The organism is Synechococcus sp. RC10B2 (assembly GCF_047502635.1).
The window spans coordinates 1-19884 of the sequence record NZ_JANSHO010000024.1 but is presented as its reverse complement, the minus strand read 5'-3'; the positions used below and the strand labels follow the sequence as shown (position 1 = coordinate 19884).

Here is a 19884-nt window from a genome sequence, read left to right as displayed (position 1 = left end):
TTTCTCTCCTTCCTCTTGAATACCTGTACCCTATTTTAAATTAAAAGGCTGTATCTTTTGTGTCCTTCAAAATTTTAGAGCTGCTCCCGCCTCAGCCTAGCCGGGCGAGATGAAGTATTGACATACTCCCCAGCCCTTTGGGGCGGGGATCCTAGCTCCCCTCTGTCCCCCCGTATACGGGGGGTTTGGGGGTTCGGGGGAGAACGTCAACAGTCTGGTGAAGCAGAGACTTTGAGCAAGGGCAGCTCCCGTCCACAACCCGGCAGTTCCTTCCGGGAACAGCTTGGAAGGGGGCCATGTATTGGGCGGGCGCTTTTCCTTAAGGGTGGGGCAGGGCTAAGATAGCGGGAAAGGTTTCGTTACCTGTTGGCCCATGCCCCTTGCCTCTGAGACCGAGTCCTCGCAGCAAGCTCCGGCAACACCTGAGCCTTCTCGGGTGCCAGATCCGGAGTTTCCCTACGAGGTCGAGATGAGCTTGATGGAGCATCTGGAGGAGTTGCGTAGCCGCCTCTTGGCCAGTGTCATTGCGGTGGCCCTGTGTATCGTCGCCTGTTTTCTGGTGGTGAACCGCATCGTCGCCCTGCTGGAGGTGCCCGCTCAGGGGGTGACCTTCTTGCAACTGGCGCCGGGCGAGTATTTTTTCGTCTCTATGAAAGTGGCGGCATATTCGGGGCTGCTCTTGGCCACGCCCTTTGTGCTCTACCAAATTGCCCGCTTCGTCTTGCCAGGGCTGAGCGTCAAGGAGCGCAAGCTGTTGGGGCCGGTGGTGCTCGGATCCAGCCTTTTGTTTGTGGCTGGCTTGGTCTTTGCCTACTACCTCCTCATTCCGGCGGCGCTCAACTTCTTCATTCGCTATGGGGAAGGGGTGGTGGATCAGGCCTGGTCCATCGACCGCTACTTTGAGTTTGTGCTGCTGCTGATGTTCAGCACTGGCTTGGCCTTTCAGGTGCCGATTTTGCAGGCGCTGCTGGGAGCTTTGGGCCTGGTAACTGCTGAGCAGATGTTCAAGGGTTGGCGCTATGTTGTCCTAGGTTCGGTGGTGGCGGGGGCCATTCTCACCCCTTCCACGGATCCCCTCACCCAGAGCCTCCTGGCTGGCGCGGTAACGTTCCTGTACTTGTTTGGCATTCTCCTGGTGAAGCTGCTTGGCAAATGACCCAAGGCCGCAGACCTTGATTCTGCCAGCGGGGTCTCCGGCCCGGGAAAGAGAAACGCCAATGGATAAACTCTACCTTCTCACCAAGTTGCTCAGCGGCAACAGTCGGGACTGCAGCCCTGGCTAGCGCCGGGGTTCCGGCATCCACCCCCATCGGCAAGAGACGGCTCCACCGCCAGCGGGGGGAGAGCGGGCCCGGCCCGCCTTGAACTGGAAGGGATCCCGGCCAATTTTCCCGGGCAGGGTATTTCAACGGCGGATTGGCCCGCCTCACTCTGCCAGCGTACCGCTCGCCAGCCCACCAGGGACGAGAGGCCTGTTCGCAAGCCCTGGGGGGGTTGGTGCGGTTGTCAGAAGAGGCGGTTTTGGTGCCTGCTGTAGCCTCTGGGCCAGCGAGGGCAAACGGCGGCTCGCTGCGCTGCTGAGCTCTTCTCAAAGGGAGGTTTGGCCGATGGGCAAAGAGAAATTGGCTTTTGACCAACCAGTCTTCTAAAGTTCTATGGTTGCTTGGACTTTTCTCCCGAAGACAAATCCTTATCCTCCCAAAACCTACGATCCTGCTTACCCAGTCGGCAGCTACTGGGACAGCACAATACCAGATTCCAGTTGGCGACATCCGGCGCCTCTGCAAGGGCAGGTTGAGGCCGAGGTGGCCATCATAGGAGGAGGATTGACGGGGCTATCGACGGCCCTGCACCTGGCCCGCGATCACGGCATCTCGGCTTGCCTGCTGGAGGCGGGATCCCTGGGCTGGGGCGCCTCCGGGCGCAACGGCGGCTTCTGCGGAGTGGGGGCGAGCTACCTCACCCATGCCCAAATGGTGCGGCGGGTAGGCCTGGCGGAGACGGAGCGCTACTACCGGGATCAGCGGCAGGCGGTGGAGACCGTGCAAGAGCTGGCCGCTGCCGAGGGCTTTTCCCTGGATGCCCAGGGAGAAGGTTGGTACGCAGTAGCCCACCGCCCCAGCGCTTGGCGGGAGTTGGAGGCCGAATACCAGATCTACGCCCAGGTGGCCGGCTACCCAGTTCAGCTCCTCAGCCCCAAAGAGCTGCGGGAACGGGGCTTCGACAGCCGCGAGAACCACGGCGCCCTCCACATCGGGGTGGGGTTTGGCCTCAACCCCCTCAAGCTTGCCCAAGGGCTGGCCCAGGCCGCCCAGAAATGGGGAGCGCAATTGCACAGCGCCAGCCGGGTCGTTGCCTGGGAAAAGGTTGGCTCCCGCCACCTTTGCCATACGCCCGGGGGAACGGTGCGGGCACGGCACCTGGTCATCGCCACCAATGGCTACACGCCGGCCAACCTCTACCCCCAATTGGCCGGATCCCTGTTGCCGGTGCTTTCCAACATTCTGGTCACCCGGCCTCTGACGCCGGCAGAGCGAAGGGCTCAGGGCTGGTGGGATCCGACGCCGATCTACGACACGCGACGGCTGCTGTTCTACTACCGTCTCCTGCCGGATGGGCGCTTGCTGTTTGGGGGGCGGGACGGCACCTGCGATGCCCCAAGGGAACGCCAGCGCCTGCGGGCCTGGATGGCGCGGCAGCTCTACCGCCTCTTTCCCGCCTGGGAGGGGGTGGAGATCGAGTACGCCTGGAACGGCTTGGTTTGCCTCTCCCGCCAGCTTCACCCCCACATCGGCCCTTCGCCGACGGATCCCAGCCTCTGGTACGGCCTGGCCTACCACGGCAGCGGCGTGGCCACAGGGGTGTGGGCAGGCAAAATCCTGGCCCAGGAGATCGCCGGCATCCGACCCCAAATTAGCGCCCTCTTCCGCCAGCCACCGCGCCTTTTCCCTTTCCCCTGGCTGCGGCTTCACTACCTGCGGCTGGGGTATCTTTGGTGGCAGTTGACAGACGGATAGTTCCTTCAGGTGTGCGGGAGAGCCCCCTATTCGCTGCAGAAGTCCTGTCGTAATCTAGTCCTAGTTCGGCCTTGCCTTGGCCTCTCGCCATTGCCCGTCGTTCCTTGCTGAGGTACCCAGTGCTGCCCACAGCTTGTTATCGGCCTGATCAGGACTCGGTCATTCTAGAGGGTCCCTCTGTTTCCCAGATCCCACCGACAGCCTGCCGCCGCCGACGGCTCTCCCCAGGGGGGCAGCGGCTGGGGCTTGCTCTGCTGCTGAGCCTGCCCACCATGTTTTTGCCCTGGCCCGCTTTTGCCCAGATCGCCAGCTCCTTGCTCAATCCTCTGGTGGCCGCCTGGATTCGCTCTGAGGTGCAGCAGGTGGACAACTTGCGGGTGCAGATCGCCGGTTCCGACGCCCAGATTTTGAACGGCCAGATCCCCCAGGCCCAGGTGTCGGGAGACAACCTCATCTATCAGGGATTCCAGGTCAGCCACCTGCGGCTGCAGGGCCAGGATATTCGCCTCAATGTAGGGGAAGCCATCCAGGGACGTAGTCCCCTGCGGCTGTTGGCCCCCGTGCCGGTGCAGGTGAGCTTGCGCCTCACCGAAGACGATCTCAACCGCAGCCTTCAGGCTCCCCTCATCCAGTCCCAACTGGCCCAGGCGCAGGTGCAACTGCCCTTTGGAGGTCAAGCGGTGCCCTTCTTGATCCGCCAGCCCCAGGTCACCTTGCAGCAAAATCGGCTGCGCATCCAGGCCCAATTGGTTACTCCCGAGGGGGTGGAGGTGCCGGTTACGGTGCTAACTGGGCTACAGGCTCAGGGTCCCAACCAGTTGCGGCTGGTCAATCCCCTGTGGGTGAGCGAAGGGCAGGAGATCCCCATCCCCGGCCTGGCGGATTTTCCCATCCAGTTGGATCCAGGCGTGCGCATCGATCGCCTGGAGTTGCAGCCTGGCCAAATCCTCTACGAGGGCATGTTGGTCATCTACCCGGAGGCGGCGGCAGTGCCGCAGGGGTAGCGGGTTGTCGCCAGGGCTCGACCACTTGAGCTTGCCTTTGGGCGGTGCCAGCGGGATCTGCGGTGGCCAAGTTGTGATCGGGATCAAACCCAAGGTTGGGCTGCTGGGCGAGAATCCCTCTAGCCGTTGCCAAGCGGTCGCGGAGGGGTGGTGTATTGAGGTGAGTTCATGGTTTGGGGATCGCCGCCGCTACAACCCAGTGTTAGGCCCCTGCTCTTGGGGACTCTGCCGCTAATCCTGTCGCTGGTGTTGCTGGGGGGATGTTCCAGCGACGCCTTCTCCACGGTGCCCCTGGATGGGACGGCTGCCGGCACACGCACAGCCACGCCCCCCGGGCGAACTTTCTCCGATATTCCGCCCGGCCGGGATCCCCTTCTGAAGCACCTTTGGGCCAGCTTTGTGATCACGTCTGAGCAGTTGCAATCTGCCCGCAAGGCTCCCATCTCTCTCCATCCGCAGGCTCTCCTTCCCTGCACCGACTGCGAGAGCTTGGCAGAGCAGCTGGGATCCCTGCTCCCCACCCCCTCCTCCCGCGCCTTGGGCACCTATCGGCCTGACCAGCTCACACTCTCTTTCCGAGTTGAGCCCCACAAGACGTTTACCCGCCTCAGCGGCAGCTTTCACCTGGATACCACCACGCCCCTAGTTCACCCTGGCGAGGGGGTGCGCCTGGTGGTACAGCAGGCCTTCTGGGGGGACAAGGCCCTGGAGCCGCTGCCGCCCCCCCAGGACTTCTATGCCCGCCAGATGACTCAGGGTCGGTTCGAGGAGCGCACGTGGAGTTTCCCCTTCTCCCTCCCGGAGGCCGACGCCCCTGACCCCTCGCCGTCTCTACGGCTGCAGGTTGTCCTCACCTCCCCCATCCCGCCCGATTCTGCCCCTTTTCAGCGGGGCAGGCCGCTGCCTCCCCCCACGAGCCGGCTGTATCATGGGGTCACTTGGTCGGGCATGCCAACTTGGGAGCAGCTTCTGGCCTATCGCCAGGCCATTGGCCAGCCCCCCGCCTGGGCAGCGGTGGAGCACCTCTGGGATCCGCGCCAGGATTTTCCCCAGCCCCTGGCCAATCGCCTGCGGGAGAGCGGCTCCGTTCCCTACCTACGCCTGCGGCTGCAGCCGGCCCACCTCTCTTCCCTGGCTGCGGGCGAACAGGATGAGACCTTGCGCTCTTGGGCTCGGGGCATCCAGCGCTTTGCCACCCCGATTATCCTGGCCGTAGCTGTCGGGGACGGGGATACAGAGCTGCAACGACGGGCCTACCGTCACCTGATACAAACCCTGCGCTCTGAGGCCAATTTGCTCTGGGTTTTAGAGCTGGAGGGAGCGGATAACGAGGCAGCGTCTGCCTGGGCCGCCTTGCCAGGGGTGGACTGGCTGAGCCTGGAGGTGAAGGGGGATCCCGAGACCTTTGAAGCGTTGTACCGTCGCCTTGTGGCCTTTAACCCCCAGTTGCCCCTGATCCTCAGCGGGCCGTCTCCCGACGCAGAAGCTGCCCAGCCCTTTTTGGAAGGCTTGCAAGCCGGGCGGTGGCTCCAGGTGATTGGCTGGAGCTGGGCCCTGGGCCCGCAGGGGATCCCGCCCGCGGCGGCGACAAACTGGCAGCAGCGTCTGCACCAGGGGGATCCCCCCCTCTGGCTGGGAGAAATGCGGGTGCAGCCTCCGCCCAGCCCTTCCCCTTCGCCCAAGCCCTGAGAAAAGCGCTTTGGCTGGAAAAACCCTCCCAAAACAGCGGATAATAGGCCAACCCACTGCTTTTTCTTTCGGTCTTCCCAGAATTGTGGCCCTGACCTGCCCACCACCGTCGCGCTTTGCCCAAGCCATCCAGCGGGGGGAATTTTTGCTCACGGCTGAGATCACCCCCCCCAAGGGATCCGACACCAGCACCCTGCTCTCTCTGGCCCAGCAGCTCAAGGGCCGGGTGCATGCCGTCAACATCACGGACTCCAACCGCGCCATGGCCCGCATGAGCCCCCTGGCCGCCTCGCTGCTGTTGCAGCAGGCGGGCGTTGAACCCATCCTGCAGCTGGCCTGCCGGGATCGCAACCGCCTGGCTCTGCAGGGGGATCTGTTGGGGGCCTCAGCGCTCGGCCTGCGCAACGTGCTGGCCCTCACCGGGGATCCCATCCAGGTGGGGGATTGCCCCGATGCCCGCCCAGTCTTTGACCTGGAATCGGTGCGTCTGCTGCAGCTTATCCAACGCCTCAACAACGGCCTCGACTGCAACGGCAAGCCCCTCCCCGACGGCGGCACCTGTCTGTTCCCGGGGGCAGCCGTAGAGCCGCAATCCCCCAGCTTTTCCGGCCTGGAGCGGCGCTTCCACCGCAAGCTGGAGAACGGAGCCCAGTTTTTCCAAAGCCAGATGGTGACCGACTTCGAGCAACTGGAGCGCTTCATGGACAAGCTGGGCCGCCCCGCCGGCAAGCCCATCCTGGCGGGCATCTTCCTGCTCAAATCCGCCAAAAACGCCCTCTTCATCAACCGCAACTTGCCGGGGGTGCAGATCCCGGACGCCATTATCCAGCGGCTGGCCGATGCCCCCGATCCCCTCGAAGAAGGGATCCGCATTGCTGCCGAACAGGTGCGCCAGGCCCGCCAGATCTGTCACGGCGTGCACCTGATGGCCGTCAAGGCCGAACACCTCATCCCGCACATCCTGGACGAGGCCGGGATCCCGCCCCTGAGCAGCTAGCTCAACACCTGCTCCAAGCCGTAGACCAGCCCCTTGAGCTGCAGCACCTTGCGAATGCCCAGGATCACTCCCGGCATGAAGGCCATCCGATCCGTGATGTCGTGTCTCAAGGTCAACGTCTGCCCCATGCCGCCGAAGATCACCTCCTGGTGGGCAATAAGCCCCGGCAGGCGAACGCTGTGGATGGGGATGTTGGGGCCGGGGATCCCTCCCCGCGAGCCGGGGATCAGCTCCTTTTCTTCCACCTCAGGCGGGTTAAAAGCTTTGCCCAGTTGTCCCAGCCGCTGCGCCGTCTGCAGAGCCGTGCCGCTGGGGGCATCGACCTTGCGGTTGTGGTGCAGCTCGACAATCTCCACGTGATCGAAATATTGGGCCGCCTGCAGCGCCATCTGCTGCAGCAGGATCATGCCGATGGCAAAGTTGGGCGCAATTAGACAGCCCACACCGGACTTATCCGCCAGATCCCTCAGCCGCTCCACCTGCTCCGGCGTCAGGCCCGTCGTCCCCACCACCGGCCGCACCCCAAACGCAATGGCCGAGCGGACGTTTTCATACACAGAGCGCGGATGGGTGAAATCCACCATGACGCCTCGGGCGCTCCGCTGCGACAGCCGCAGCAACTGGCCCGCCAGGTCGTCGGTAATCTCGACTCCCAGGGATCCCAGGCCCAACACCTCGCCAATGTCCGAGCCCAACTGGGAACGGGCCACCGCCCCCACCAACTTCATGTCGGGGGTTTGGGCCACCGCCCGCACCACCTCCCGCCCCATCTTGCCCAGGGCTCCCACCACCAAGACCGGGATGGGCTCAGAAGCCGCCGTCCCCTCCCCAATGGCGGCGCCCTCTTCTCGTCTTTTTTGCTCGACTGCTGTGGTCACCACCTGCCCCCTTGCCTAACCTAGCGCCGGATCCCCGAGCGGAGCCTCACAATTTCACCTCGATGTCCACCCCTGCCGGCAGATCCAGCTTCATCAAAGCATCGATGGTTTTGGAAGAGGGGGAGTAGATGTCGATAATGCGGCGGTGGGTGCGAACTTCAAAATGTTCCCGCGAATCCTTGTCCGTGTGGGGGGAACGCAGCACACAGTAGAGGCGACGCCGCGTCGGCAAAGGGATCGGGCCAACTGGCACAGCCTCCGTGCGGCGGGCCGTGTCCACGATTTTGTCGCAGGAAGTATCCAGTAGCCGATGGTCGTAGGCCTTTAGGCGGATACGAATTTTCTGTTGGGTCAAGGTAGCCATAGTCGGAGAGAAGGTAGGGTGTACTCAAAAAAATGGCAGGGATCGAGCTTGCCTGGAGTGACCAGCGCCCAATCCCTGCCAAGAGAAAGCCGCTTACTTCAGGATCTTAGAGACCACACCGGCCCCTACGGTACGACCGCCCTCACGAATGGCAAAGCGCATCCCTTGCTCGATGGCGATGGGCTGGATCAGCTCTACCGTCATCCTGACGCGGTCGCCGGGCATCACCATCTCCGGCTTAGAGCCGTCGTCAGCCGTGAAGGAAGTGATGGTGCCGGTGACGTCGGTGGTACGCACGTAGAACTGAGGACGATAGCCGGCAAAGAAGGGGGTGTGACGTCCGCCCTCTTCCTTCTTGAGGACGTAAACCTCCGACTCGAACTGGGTGTGAGGAGTGATGGTCTTGGGCTTGGCCAGCACCATGCCCCGCTCCACCTCGTTCTTCTGAATACCCCGCAACAACACACCCACGTTGTCGCCGGCAATCCCCTCGTCCAGCGTCTTCTGGAACATCTCTAGACCGGTAACGGTGGTGGAACGGGTTTCTCGCAATCCCACCAGCTCCACGGTTTCGCCAACTTTGATGCGGCCCCGCTCGATCCGGCCCGTCGCCACCGTGCCGCGACCGGTGATCGAGAAGACATCTTCCACTGCCATCAGGAAGGGCTTGTCCACATCCCGCTCCGGCGTTGGAATGTAGGAGTCTACCGCATCCATCAGCTCGTAGATCTTGTCCACCCAGGGATCCTCACCCCGCTGGGTTTTGGGGTTGGCCTGCATCCTTTCCAGAGCCTTGAGAGCGGATCCTCTGATGATGGGGATTTCGTCGCCGGGGAAGTCGTACTTGGAGAGGAGCTCCCGTATCTCCAGCTCCACCAGCTCCAGCAGCTCCTCGTCGTCCACCATGTCCACCTTGTTGAGGAAGACCACCAAGCTGGGTACCCCCACCTGACGGGCCAACAGGATGTGCTCCCGCGTCTGCGGCATCGGCCCATCGGCCGCCGAGACCACCAGGATGGCCCCATCCATCTGGGCCGCGCCCGTGATCATGTTTTTCACGTAGTCGGCGTGGCCGGGGCAGTCCACGTGGGCGTAGTGACGCTTCTCCGTCTGGTACTCCACGTGGGCAGTGTTGATAGTGATACCGCGGGCTCTCTCCTCTGGCGCCGCGTCGATCTCGTCATAGCGCTTGGCTGTGGCCTGACCCAGAGCAGCCAGGGTCATAGTAATGGCGGCGGTCAACGTCGTCTTGCCGTGGTCGACGTGGCCAATGGTGCCAACGTTGACGTGCGGTTTGGTACGTTCAAACTTAGCGCGTGCCATGAATCATCACTTCCTTTTGATTTCAGTTGGTTACTCCACTTCCTTTGCTTTTGGCAATGATGGCTTCGGCAATACTGCGAGGAACTTCCTCGTAGTGGCTGAACTCCATCGTAAAGATGCCCCGCCCTTGGGTTTTGGAGCGGATGTCGGTGGCATATCCAAACATCTCCGCCAAGGGAACCTTGGCATTGACCTTGGAGATGCCGCCCTCTGTACTCATCCCCTCCATCTGGCCGCGACGGGCGTTGATGTCTCCGATAACATCCCCGACGAAGGCTTCGGGAACTTCCACCTCCACCTTCATCATCGGCTCCAGCAGGACGGGGTTGGCTCTGCGAGCAGCCTCCTTCAACGCCATCGAGCCGGCGATCTTGAAGGCCATTTCGCTGGAGTCCACCTCGTGGTAGGAGCCGTCCACCAGCGTGACGCGAATATCGATCAAAGGATAGCCAGCCAAGACGCCGGACTCGCAGGCTTCGCGGATCCCTTGCTCGGCAGGCGGAATGTACTCTTTGGGGATGACACCACCCACAATTTTGGAGACAAACTCGAACCCCGTGCCCGGCTCTGCCGGCTCCAGGTCGATGACCACATGGCCGTACTGGCCGCGGCCGCCAGTCTGGCGGATGAACTTCCCTTCCACGCGGCTAACTGGCTTGCGGATGGTTTCGCGGTAGGCCACTTGGGGGTTGCCCACGTTGGCTTCTACGTTGAACTCCCGCAGCATGCGATCCACCAGAATCTCCAGGTGGAGCTCGCCCATGCCGGAGATGATGGTTTGGTTGGTCTCCGGATCCACCGAGACGCGGAAGGTGGGATCCTCCTTGGCCAGGGCCTGCAGCGCTTTGGAGAGTTTGTCGATATCGGCTTTGGTCTTGGGCTCGACAGCCACCGAGATTACCGGCTCGGGGATATATAGGGACTCCAGGATCACCGGCGCGTTTTCGTCGCAGAGGGTGTCCCCAGTGGTGGTATCTTTCAGGCCCAACACAGCCCCCAGATCGCCTGCCCGCAGCTCATCTACATCCAGACGCTCGTCCGCCTTGAGCACCACTAGGCGGGAGATGCGCTCCTTTTTGTTCTTGGTGGAGTTGAGCACATAGGTGCCCTTGGTTAGCACCCCAGAGTAAACGCGGATAAAGGTGAGGTCTCCGTACTTGTCGCTCATCAGCTTGAAGGCCAGGGCGGAGAAGGGCTCATCGTCGCTGGCTTTGCGCGACACCTCCGACCCATCCGGCAATACCCCCTTGATGGCGGGAATATCGATGGGAGAGGGAAGGTAGTCCACCACCGCGTCCAGCAGCATCTGCACACCCTTGTTCTTGAAGGCAGAGCCGCACAGCATGGGCACAATTTGGCCGCTGATGGTGCCTTTGCGCAGACCAGCCATTAGGTCGGCTTCGCTCAGATCCTCCTCGGCAAAGTACTTCTCCATCAGGGCCTCGTCGGTCTCGGCCACTGCTTCCACCAGCTTGGCCCGGTATTCCGCCACCAGATCCTTCATCTCCTCCGGGATGGGGGCAGGGCGAATGTCCTTGCCGATCTCATCCATGTAGATATTGGCCTGCAAGCGCACCAGATCGACGATGCCGCGGAACTCGTCTTCCGCCCCGATGGGCAGTTGGATCGGCACGGCGTTGGCTTTGAGGCGCTCCCGGATCTGGTTATAAACCTTGAGGAAATTGGCCCCCATGCGATCCATTTTGTTGACAAAGGCAATGCGGGGCACATTGTAACGATTGGCCTGCCGCCAGACGGTTTCCGACTGCGGCTGCACGCCCCCTACCGAGTCGAAGACGGCGATCACCCCGTCCAGCACCCGCATCGAGCGCTCCACCTCGATGGTGAAGTCCACGTGCCCTGGCGTGTCGATGATGTTGATGGTGTATTCCGGCGCGCCGGCGAGAGGTTGGGAGGGGTTTTTCGGATCCCGCTTGGTCCAACGGGTAGTGATGGCCGCGGCCGTGATGGTGATGCCCCGCTCCCGTTCCTGAGCCATCCAGTCGGTTACCGTGGTTCCCTCGTGAACCTCGCCAAGCTTATGCACCAGACCGGAATAGAAGAGGATCCGTTCTGTGGTCGTGGTCTTGCCAGCATCGATGTGGGCCGCGATACCAATATTTCGAACTCGTTCCAGGGGAACTGTGCGTGCCACGTTAACCTCCCAATCCTCGTCGCCCTGCGACTCGGGCAAACTAAAAAAACCTTTACAATTCTAGTCTTTTTTGCCCCTTCTCCTCCAGATCCAGCCCAGCTCTCGGCAAATGGGAAGGGATCCCAACAACATCCTCCTTTGCTCGGCCAGCGGGGTTCAGTAGCGGTAGTGGGCAAAGGCTTTGTTGGCTTCGGCCATGCGATGGACTTCCTCTCGCCGGCGGATGGCGTTGCCGGTTTCGTTGGCCGCATCTATAATCTCATTGGCTAACTTGGCAGACATAGTGCGGCCTGGACGGGTGCGGGAAAAGGTGACTAGCCAGCGCAGCGCCAATGAGGTTCCTCGCTCCGCTCTGACCTCCACAGGCACCTGATAGGTGGCGCCGCCCACCCGCCGCGCTTTCACCTCCACCAAGGGGGTGGCGTTGCGAACGGCATTTTCCAGTACGGGCAGCGGATCCTGGCCGGTGCGCTCTCGCACAATCTCTAGAGCGTCGTAGAGGATCCTGGCGGCAAGAGAAGCCTTGCCCCTCATCATCAACTTGTGGATCAGCATGGTAACCAAACGGCTCCCGTACTTGGGATCTGGAGGCACGTCACGGCGAGGAGCACGGTTGCGGCGAGACATAGGAGCTGTAGAACTTGAAGGCAGGATGACGTCCAGAGGGAAACTATTTCTTCTTGCCAGCGGCGGCTGGGGCTTGGCCGGGCTTAGGCCGTTTTGCCCCGTATTTGGAGCGGCCTTGCTTGCGGTCTTTCACTCCTGCGGCGTCGAGCGTGCCCCGAATAATGTGATAGCGCACGCCGGGCAAGTCCTTGACCCTTCCGCCGCGAATCATGACCACCGAGTGCTCTTGTAGGTTGTGGCCAATGCCGGGGATGTAAGCAGTAACTTCAAAGCCAGAGGTGAGGCGAACCCGCGCCACCTTCCGCAAAGCTGAGTTGGGCTTCTTGGGCGTTGTCGTGTACACTCGGGTGCAAACTCCCCGCCGCTGAGGACATCCTTTCAGGGCAGGGGCCTTGGTCTTGCGAACAGCAGCCTTGCGCTCTTCGCGAATGAGTTGCTGAATGGTGGGCATGGGTTGGCTGAGAAGATCGCTACTCAATTATCCGGCAGTAGTAAATCCTAGCAAGGCGGGATCCCGGCGTCAACTTAAGGGATCAGCTTCTGGGCTGGTGGCTTGGCTGAGTGAGAATTTCAGCATCCTTGTTCCCCTCAGCTAGCCTAGAGGAGCTTCTGCACACCAGAAGGAACTCGCGAAAGGCGATGGGCTGGATGGATTGGTGGATTTTGCTCCCTTGTCCGCTCTGCCAGCGCCCGGCTAAGGCTGTGTTTTGTCCAGACTGTCAAAGGCGGCTGCAGGCGGAGCGGCTCGACTCTTGGCCGGTCACCACTTCGCCTTGGCCGCTTTATGCTTGGGGGATCCACCGGGGAGCGCTGCGCCGGGCCATCTATTGCCTGAAATATGAAGGACAGCGGCGCATTGGCGCGGTTTTGGGGGAATGGCTGGGATCCCGCTGGCTGGAGAGCCGACAGAAGCGTTCGGGATCCCAGGGAAGCCATGACCTGCTGTCTCGCCACGACTATACGGTGGTGCCCATCCCTCTGCATGCGGAGCGGCTGCGGCAGCGGGGCTACAACCAGGCGGCTTTGATCAGCCAAGCTTTTTGCGAGCGGACGGGTCTAAGACATTTACCTGACGCTCTGGTGCGGGTGCGGGCCACAGCGGCCCAACATGAGCTCAACCCCCTGCAACGCCAGCAGAACTTGGCAGGCGCCTTTGCTCTCAAGCGCGCTCCCGCCACGCCGGTGCTACTGGTGGATGACATCTACACCACCGGCTCCACCGTCCAAGCGGCGCAGCAGGTCTTGGTCGCTGCCGGGATCCCGGTGGCCGGGGTGATCGTCGTGGCCCAGGCGCAGCAAGCTGCCGACCGTTCCACCCTGCCCTGGCAGCTCCGACGGCGTGGCCAGGCTTGACTATCGGGCCTGTTGCAGGGCTGCCTGCCGGGGATCCACGTTGAGGAACACGGTGGCATCTCCCTCGACGCGGATGATGCGCAAAGGGGGCAGCGAGCCCGTCGGGTTTTGGATGCGCTCTTGCAGCTTCTCGTAGAACAGCAGATCCGCCAGTTGCGCGTTCTGCGCTGCCGCTTGTCCTTTCAGCTCAATGGCCCGCTGGTTGGCCGCCGCCAAGATCAGCAGCCGCTCGGTCTCTTTTTCCTGAATTTGCGCCCGCACTGCCGCCGTTTGTGCTGTAATCGAGGCCACCTGTTTGCGTTCAATCGAGTCTCTTAAGGCTTGTGGGAAATCGGGGTTGCCCAGAAACAGGCCCTCCACCTGCACCAGAGGCAGGGTTTGGCCATCGCGGTTGACAGTAGGCATCTCTTGGCGAATCAAGTCCAGCGCTCGTTGTTCGATGGCAGCCCGCTGGCTTTTCCGGTAAAAGTCTTCCGAATTGAAAGAGGCGGAGATATCCCGGATTTTGGAGCGCACCACCGGCACCACCACCGTGGAAAGATAGTTCTCGCCGATGCTGGCGTGCAGCTCATCCAAAGTGGCGAGGTTGGGCTTGAGGGCAATGGCCACATCGATGGCAAAGGCTTGTCCATCGGCGGTGTTCACGGTGATGGCGTTGCTGATGGCATTGGCCGAGGCGGGGTTGTTGGTAAACTCCCAAACGCGGGTGAGCACGGTGTAGGTGATCGGCGTTTCGATCCCTGGAATCCGGAAGATGACCCCCGGCAATTCTACCCGCCCCTTTTGCAGCCCGGAAAAGGTATTGAACACTACAGTGGCATGTCCGGGCAAAGTGACGTACAGGCAAGCGCGGAGCACTCCCAGGGCCGCCAAGACGGCGATCCCTCCTACGGTTAACCAACCCACTCTGCTTTGGGGTGCTTCTCCTGTTGGATACATGGCGGCTCCTCGTGGAAAGAGGATGAAAAAGTGCTGGTTGCTATTTGGTAACCAGAGTTTCCAGGCGGGATCCCAGTACCGCGGCTTTGACCACCTCTAGGTACTGCGGATTTTGGGTGAGGGCCTGTGCTTTGGCTCTCAATTGACCGGCTTCTGCCTCCGCTTGAGAAATGATGGCGCGGGCATCTTGGCGGGCCTGCTCGATCTCAAATTGCTTTTGCGCCAGTTGATTTTCGGCAATGGTTTTTGCCTCAATGGCCGCTACGAAATCAGGATCGAAATCCACATCCCGCAGCAGAAAATCCAAAACCTCGATGCCGTATTCCTTCAGCAGAAGAGCCACCCGTTCCCGAATTTGTCCTTGCAGCAGCGGGCGCTCCGTGGAATACAGAGCCTGGGCGGAAAAGCCGCTGGTCTCATTCAGAATGACCGACCGGACGATGGGGGCGATGCGATCCAGGTAATTTTCCCCCAGTTGCGTATAGACCTTGGGGGCGTCCACAATGCGAAACTGCAGCGTCGCCTCAGCCGCAATCTGCTGCCCATCCTGAGAAAGGGCCACCAGCCGCGGTGCGTAGGCGGTCGGGTCGTTGTCTTTCCAGGTCAGAGCTTGGGTTTTCACATCAAAGATGACTGTGCGAGAGACAAAGGGCGGCACCCAATGGAGACCAGGCTGCAAAGCCATCGGGCTCACCCCCCCTCCCCAGGTGAACACCACCATATTTTCTCCATTGCCCACCAGTCGCAGCGGCCTGCCCATCGCCACTAGGATCAATACGGCTCCGGCAAGGGTGGCCTTGGGCAACCAGCGACCAACTCGCCTCTCCCAACCTTCTGCTCGCATCTCCCCATCTCCTGCGCATGCAGCTATTCTCGCAGCTGTGGGGAAATGAGGCCGAGAAATCGCCGCTATCTTTTAAGTTTTCTCCAGGGATCCCGCGAGAGATCCCGCGCTTGCTCGCCCACTGTTCTCAACGATGTCGAGAACTCTACAAAGTTTACAAAAGATTACTTCATACTTTGCAAAGACCCGTGACAGACAAGCGAAAAGGGAAGAAGATTAAGACATAATAAAGATTTGGGTTGCCGTTCATGCTACCTACTGTCGACTACGAGCGGCGAGACATCCAAGTGCCACTCTCGTGCATCCCCGTTGCCGCCCGGGCCTTGATCCGGCAGGGGGTATCCGTCTGCTGGCGGGAAGAAAGCCTGTCTGCCCTAATTCGTTTGGGATCCAAAGGAGCCGCCGACCGAGCCGCCATTCTGCTGGTGGAAATGAGCCTCATGGGCCAACCGGAAGAGCTAAAAAACTGGCTGGAGATGTGCTGGCAACTGCCCGCTTGTCTCAGGGAACCGCTGCAGGTGTAGGATAAAGGATCACTGCAGTTCAAGAGCCTGCCTCGTCGAGGAGAAACTGGCTGCCGTAGCCGGTAACGATGCGGGTTCCATCTTTGAGGATATGAATTTCCACCTGGTCACTGGCCCAATTAAGCTGGTTTTGCAAGGCGGGGTTGAAGACGTGCACCCGCTGGTTGCGGGAAGAGACCAGCGAGTGGGGGGAGTGAATGGCCTGGGATTGCAGGTAGGGCCCGTCCACCAAAATATCCAGCTCTTGCAGCAGCTCCTGGGCGCCGGGAGGAGCCTGGGGGGATCGCAACTCTTCCAGCGTGAATCCACTGAAGGCCATCACCGTCAGCCCTTTCGCTTTCAGGAGCCGCGCCAAGCTGGCCAGGGCAGGAGCCTGCCAGAAGGGCTCCCCTCCCGAGAAGGTCACCCCCTCGTTTCTGGGGTTGCTGAGGATTTGCTCGGCCAGGTCGGTGATCTTCACCAGTTGGTTGACCTCAAACGGCCAAGAAGTAGGGTTGAAGCAGCCCGGGCACTCTCGCAGGCAGCCCTGCACCCAGACCACAGCGCGCCGGCCCGGCCCATTGACTTCCGACTCGTCTACATAGCCCATCAGGTTAAGATAGCCTCTCGGGATCCGCGCCTGAAAGTCCAGCGCTATCTTTGCCTTGGACATGGGTCACCTGCTGCAAAACGGCTTTGAGACTACTCTTAGCCTAGTGAGAAGCCGAACGCGAAAGCTGTAATCTTATAGTCAAATTAATGGAGATGTCTCCAAAGCGCTCCGCGCCGCTGACGCCCCCAACCCCTCTCCCTCTGGGAGAGGGGAGTTAGGGATCGACGAAGCAACCATTTCGTTAGTCAGGTAGGCTGCTGGTGGAAAAGAAAGATTCTAGCTGATCATCGCGCTAGGCGCTATCCCTCCCCACGGTATAGACGGTGGGGTATCCCCCGCCTTCAGATGAAGCCAGGAGCCCCGGGCAGACTTTTCGGGATCCGGTACTCCACCATGAGCCCTGCTGCTCCTAGCTTTGCAGCAAAGTGTCTCGTATCTCGCCCGGGTAACGTGCCACCTTCCACCGCCAGCGACCGAACGCGCCATGGGCATTGACGGCTTGCACCCACTCGTCCAGATAGCGCCGCTTCACCCGGTCTAGTTCGGTGTCCTGTCCCTTTGTTTCCAGAATGAGCATGTCGCCGTTGGCCAGGCGCACAAGAAAATCTGGCCGATACTTCCGCACCACGCCGCGATACAGGTACAGGACTTCGAAGCCCAGATGGTCGTTCTTCGCCCAGGCGCTCACGGCACTGCTATTGTCCAATACGAAAGCATCCGACGCCTCCCACGTGCTGTCGTAGACGCAGACGTTGATGTGCGACTTGCGCGTGCGTTCACAAGGTTTGCTGGTGTACCAGGTGCGCATTTGGCCCGTCGAGCGGATCGGGTGGTCGCGATCGAAGACTGGCACAAGTTTCTCAGTGTTCTCCTGCCGCACCGCCTCGCAGACATGTTGCACAACTCGTGACAGGTTGAGGGTGATGATCAGCCGACGGCGCAGTTCGTCCTGATAAAAAAGAGGTGGGGAGATCAAAATCCGGTCAGAGCGAATGAACTGCTCGACAATCCGCACCAACTGCGCCAGCAAGATTTCGCGACTGCCTCTCCAGCTTTGCCTTACCTGATCGAACACATTGCGGGCAGTTTCGAAGATGATGCGCTGCGTGCGAAACTCTCGCGCCAACTTCTCCAGTTCGATACGGCTGATCTGGTTTACGTCGGGCTTGCCTTCGAGAATTGGTGCCAGTTCTGCCACTTGCGGCGTCTGAGCCGCGTCTAGTTCCAATGGCTGCACCTTTGACCAATCGAGAGTCAACGTTGGCTGAAGTAAGCGCTCGATGCGCACCACATTCGGCCAGCGGATCTCAAACTCCGCTTTGGCCGGGTCCGGTTCTACGGCGGTCTTGGGCGTTGGCGGGGGCGGCGGGCCATCTCCGCTATCCTCGTGCGGCAAGAAAGTAAAAGGCACGCCGAAGATATTGACGTATTCGGGCTCAAGCAGCCCCGTTTGTGGGTTGATCTCGTAGGATGTGCGGCGCAGGCCCCGGCCCACGACCTGCTCGCACAGAAGTTGGGAAGTGAAGGCCCGCAGCCCCATAATGTGCGTCACCGTCTTGGCATCCCAGCCCTCACTGAGCATCCCAACGGAAATGACGTTCTGGATTTTCTCGCCGGGCTGCCCCACCTGGCCCACCGTATCTACGATCTTTCGCAAACGTTCCGCCTGCTCTGCTTTGGTCAGCCGGCATTCGACCGGTACGTCCTCCTCTTCTCCATCATCGGCCTCGTCTGAAGCTTCCACCACTGCAGTGGACTCTTCCTTTGCCTCAGCCTCTTCTAGCACCTTCGAGTCGATGTGCAAGATTCCCTCCGAGTTACACAGCTCGTCAATGGGAATGCGCCGTGATTCGAAGGCGTGCTTGACCCGCGCTGCCGTCTCAGTGCGGTTACAGACAGTGATCATCACAGGCGGCGTGGGCAGGTCGGCTGCTTTCCAGGCCTTCCACGTCTCCCGCCAGTCGTAGCCCAGCAGGTAGTAGGCGTTCAGCACCAGATCCGGCAGCAGCTCTTCGGGATTGGCGCGTCGGTTGAGGTCGTCTTTCACCTCCGGGTCGTTGTAGATGTGGTATAGACGGGACTTGTAGGTTTTGGCATTGGGCACAGCGTCGTCACGCACTACAACGCGCGGGGTCTTGACCAGCCCCGATTCGATGGCGTCGTTCAGCCCGAAGTCGCTGACGATCCAGCCAAAGAGCGCCTCTTCACTGCTCTTCTTTCCCGAGGGCGCGAAGGGGGTGGCGGAGAAGTCGTAACAGGTGAGAATGCCGCGCGAACGGTGCAGCCGATCCAGGCCTCCAACCCACACCGTCGCTTCTTGGGCGCTGTCTTTTAAATCACGCTGGCGCAGGTACTTGCCTTCGGCTTCCCAGTTGACGCGCCAGGCGTGGTGCGCCTCGTCGTTGATGACCAGCAGGTTGTGCGCGTTGGCCATCTCGCCCAGCACCTCGCGCGTATAGGCTTCATCGCTCTTCGCGCCGCGTTTGTCCACGCTCTTCCGCTTTTTGATCTGCTCTTCGCTCTCCCAGGCCAGGGCATGCCAGTTGCGGACCAGCACCCGCCCCTGCCGCAGCTTGTCGAGCAGCGTGGACGGCACAATGTCGAACGCTTCGTAATAGTTACCGGCGCCCGCGGGCTCCAGCACCGCCAGCCGTTTCTTGACCGTCAGACCGGGGGCAACGACCAGCACGTTCTTCGAAAAGCGGGCATCTTGGGGGTTGGCCACTTTGTTAAGGATGTGCCAGGCAATCACCATCGCCATGACGATGGTCTTGCCCGTGCCGGTGGCCATCTTGCAGCACCGCCGATCAAAGTCCCCGCCGTCTCCCGGGATCTCAATGCCCACCCGCTCGGCAGCAGGCGCCTCGGTCAGCCAAATGAGCGTCTCGACGGCTTCCAATTGACAGAAGAAAAAGCGACGTCTGTCGAACTCCTCCGGGTCATGCCAGTGCGCCAAGAGCCGCCTGGTGATGCTGGTGATCCCGGGATAGCCTGCCTCGCGCCAGGCTTTGACGCGCGGGCGGATCTGGTTGACAAGCGGGATTTCAACGAAGATGCCCGGATCGTCGAAAGATTTGGAACCGGGAGTCGCTACCACGTAACCCGCTGGCCGCCGCCCTTCAACCAGTTCGAACGTACGCGTCTCGCGATCGTAGCGCCAGTGCTTCTTCGGCTCCTCGTAGGGAGAGTTGATGATCAAGCGGTCAATGGTAGTCCGGGCCATCGCTTTCCTCGCATTCTGTTGCTGCGCTGATCTGTTCCTTCGCCCAGTGGCACATCCGGGCAACCACGCTCGTCAGATCATCGTCAGAGGCGAGCGTGATTTCCAAATCGTCGTAGCGGAAGGCGACGGCAAAAGGGTTCAGCCGGCGCAGTTGGCTTTCCGTGACTGGCAGCGTCACGCCGCGATACGCTAACAGGCGCGCCAGCTTGACCAGATCGTGTGTGCGCTCGAACTCGATCTGTTGCAGGAACAAGACCGCCTTGAGCGATTTCTCCACCGCCTGCTGGGCGTGGAAATAAGTACAGCCTTTTAATTTAAAATAGGGTACAGGTATTCAAGAGGAAGGAGAGAAAGG

Annotated in this window: 18 protein-coding genes; 7 read left to right on the top strand and 11 right to left on the bottom strand. The window is 61.0% G+C overall.

Annotated features, from left to right (window positions below):
- Positions 1–469: 469 nt before the first annotated feature.
- The 5 genes from tatC to NW855_RS03835 all read left to right on the top strand — a co-directional run bounded on the left by tatC (position 470) and on the right by NW855_RS03835 (position 6707).
- Positions 470–1156 (top strand): twin-arginine translocase subunit TatC, encoded by a 687-nt coding sequence (gene tatC, locus NW855_RS03855; protein WP_228375510.1) that lies wholly within the window; start codon positions 470–472, stop codon positions 1154–1156.
- Between the two features lie 649 nt (positions 1157–1805).
- Complete coding sequence (locus NW855_RS03850; RefSeq protein WP_228375481.1) at positions 1806–3017, top strand: NAD(P)/FAD-dependent oxidoreductase; 1212 nt, start codon at positions 1806–1808, stop codon at positions 3015–3017.
- Between the two features lie 119 nt (positions 3018–3136).
- Positions 3137–4021 (top strand): DUF2993 domain-containing protein, encoded by an 885-nt coding sequence (locus NW855_RS03845; protein ID WP_228375480.1) that lies wholly within the window; start codon positions 3137–3139, stop codon positions 4019–4021.
- A 168-nt stretch (positions 4022–4189) separates the two neighbouring features.
- Positions 4190–5710, top strand: coding sequence for a hypothetical protein (locus NW855_RS03840; protein ID WP_099884017.1), 1521 nt, complete (start codon positions 4190–4192; stop codon positions 5708–5710).
- 85 nt (positions 5711–5795) lie between these two features.
- The gene (locus tag NW855_RS03835; RefSeq protein ID WP_011430163.1) at positions 5796–6707 is read left to right on the top strand and encodes a methylenetetrahydrofolate reductase; all 912 of its coding nucleotides are present in this window, start codon (positions 5796–5798) and stop codon (positions 6705–6707) included.
- Here NW855_RS03835 and dapB read toward each other — a convergent pair.
- The 6 genes from dapB to rpsL all read right to left on the bottom strand — a co-directional run bounded on the left by dapB (position 6704) and on the right by rpsL (position 12505).
- Positions 6704–7540: a 4-hydroxy-tetrahydrodipicolinate reductase gene (gene dapB, locus NW855_RS03830; protein ID WP_041439013.1), complete on the bottom strand. Its 837-nt coding sequence runs from the start codon at positions 7538–7540 to the stop codon at positions 6704–6706. The two genes, NW855_RS03835 and dapB, sit on opposite strands and share 4 nt — an antisense overlap.
- A 91-nt stretch (positions 7541–7631) precedes the next feature.
- A complete protein-coding gene (gene rpsJ / locus NW855_RS03825; protein ID WP_011430161.1) occupies positions 7632–7949 on the bottom strand; it encodes a 30S ribosomal protein S10 in 318 nt (105 codons plus the stop codon).
- 93 nt (positions 7950–8042) lie between these two features.
- Positions 8043–9272 (bottom strand): elongation factor Tu, encoded by a 1230-nt coding sequence (gene tuf / locus NW855_RS03820; protein WP_011430160.1) that lies wholly within the window; start codon positions 9270–9272, stop codon positions 8043–8045.
- A gap of 22 nt (positions 9273–9294) precedes the next feature.
- On the bottom strand, positions 9295–11427 hold the full coding sequence (gene fusA / locus NW855_RS03815) for an elongation factor G (protein WP_011430159.1): 2133 nt from the start codon (positions 11425–11427) through the stop codon (positions 9295–9297).
- Between the two features lie 156 nt (positions 11428–11583).
- Positions 11584–12054 carry a 30S ribosomal protein S7 gene (rpsG, locus tag NW855_RS03810; RefSeq protein ID WP_011430158.1) on the bottom strand — a complete coding sequence of 157 codons (471 nt, stop codon included), beginning with the start codon at positions 12052–12054 and terminating at the stop codon, positions 11584–11586.
- Between the two features lie 43 nt (positions 12055–12097).
- Positions 12098–12505 (bottom strand): 30S ribosomal protein S12, encoded by a 408-nt coding sequence (gene rpsL / locus NW855_RS03805; protein ID WP_011430157.1) that lies wholly within the window; start codon positions 12503–12505, stop codon positions 12098–12100.
- Positions 12506–12702: 197 nt separating this feature from the next.
- Here rpsL and NW855_RS03800 point away from each other — a divergent pair, with 197 nt between their 5' ends.
- Entirely contained in the window at positions 12703–13407 is a 705-nt protein-coding gene (locus NW855_RS03800) for a ComF family protein (protein ID WP_011430156.1), read from the top strand.
- Here NW855_RS03800 and NW855_RS03795 read toward each other — a convergent pair whose 3' ends face one another.
- Both NW855_RS03795 and NW855_RS03790 read right to left on the bottom strand, forming a co-directional pair.
- Positions 13408–14346 (bottom strand): prohibitin family protein, encoded by a 939-nt coding sequence (locus NW855_RS03795; protein WP_414508366.1) that lies wholly within the window; start codon positions 14344–14346, stop codon positions 13408–13410. It lies immediately after the preceding gene.
- Positions 14347–14386: 40 nt separating this feature from the next.
- Complete coding sequence (locus tag NW855_RS03790) at positions 14387–15190, bottom strand: prohibitin family protein (RefSeq protein ID WP_011430154.1); 804 nt, start codon at positions 15188–15190, stop codon at positions 14387–14389.
- A gap of 248 nt (positions 15191–15438) precedes the next feature.
- Between NW855_RS03790 and NW855_RS03785 the strand changes: the two genes are divergently transcribed.
- Positions 15439–15714 (top strand): hypothetical protein, encoded by a 276-nt coding sequence (locus NW855_RS03785; protein WP_228375478.1) that lies wholly within the window; start codon positions 15439–15441, stop codon positions 15712–15714.
- A 19-nt stretch (positions 15715–15733) separates the two neighbouring features.
- On the opposite strand, the gene NW855_RS03780 is transcribed toward NW855_RS03785, so the two are convergent.
- The 3 genes from NW855_RS03780 to NW855_RS03770 form a co-directional block, all read right to left on the bottom strand.
- The gene (locus tag NW855_RS03780; protein ID WP_414348371.1) at positions 15734–16366 is read right to left on the bottom strand and encodes a 4Fe-4S single cluster domain-containing protein; all 633 of its coding nucleotides are present in this window, start codon (positions 16364–16366) and stop codon (positions 15734–15736) included.
- Between the two features lie 349 nt (positions 16367–16715).
- Positions 16716–19529, bottom strand: coding sequence for a BPTD_3080 family restriction endonuclease (locus tag NW855_RS03775; protein WP_414508365.1), 2814 nt, complete (start codon positions 19527–19529; stop codon positions 16716–16718).
- On the bottom strand, positions 19510–19863 hold the full coding sequence (locus NW855_RS03770) for a HEPN domain-containing protein (protein WP_414508367.1): 354 nt from the start codon (positions 19861–19863) through the stop codon (positions 19510–19512). Before NW855_RS03770 ends, NW855_RS03775 begins: the two co-directional genes overlap by 20 nt.
- Between the last annotated feature and the right edge of the window lie 21 nt (positions 19864–19884).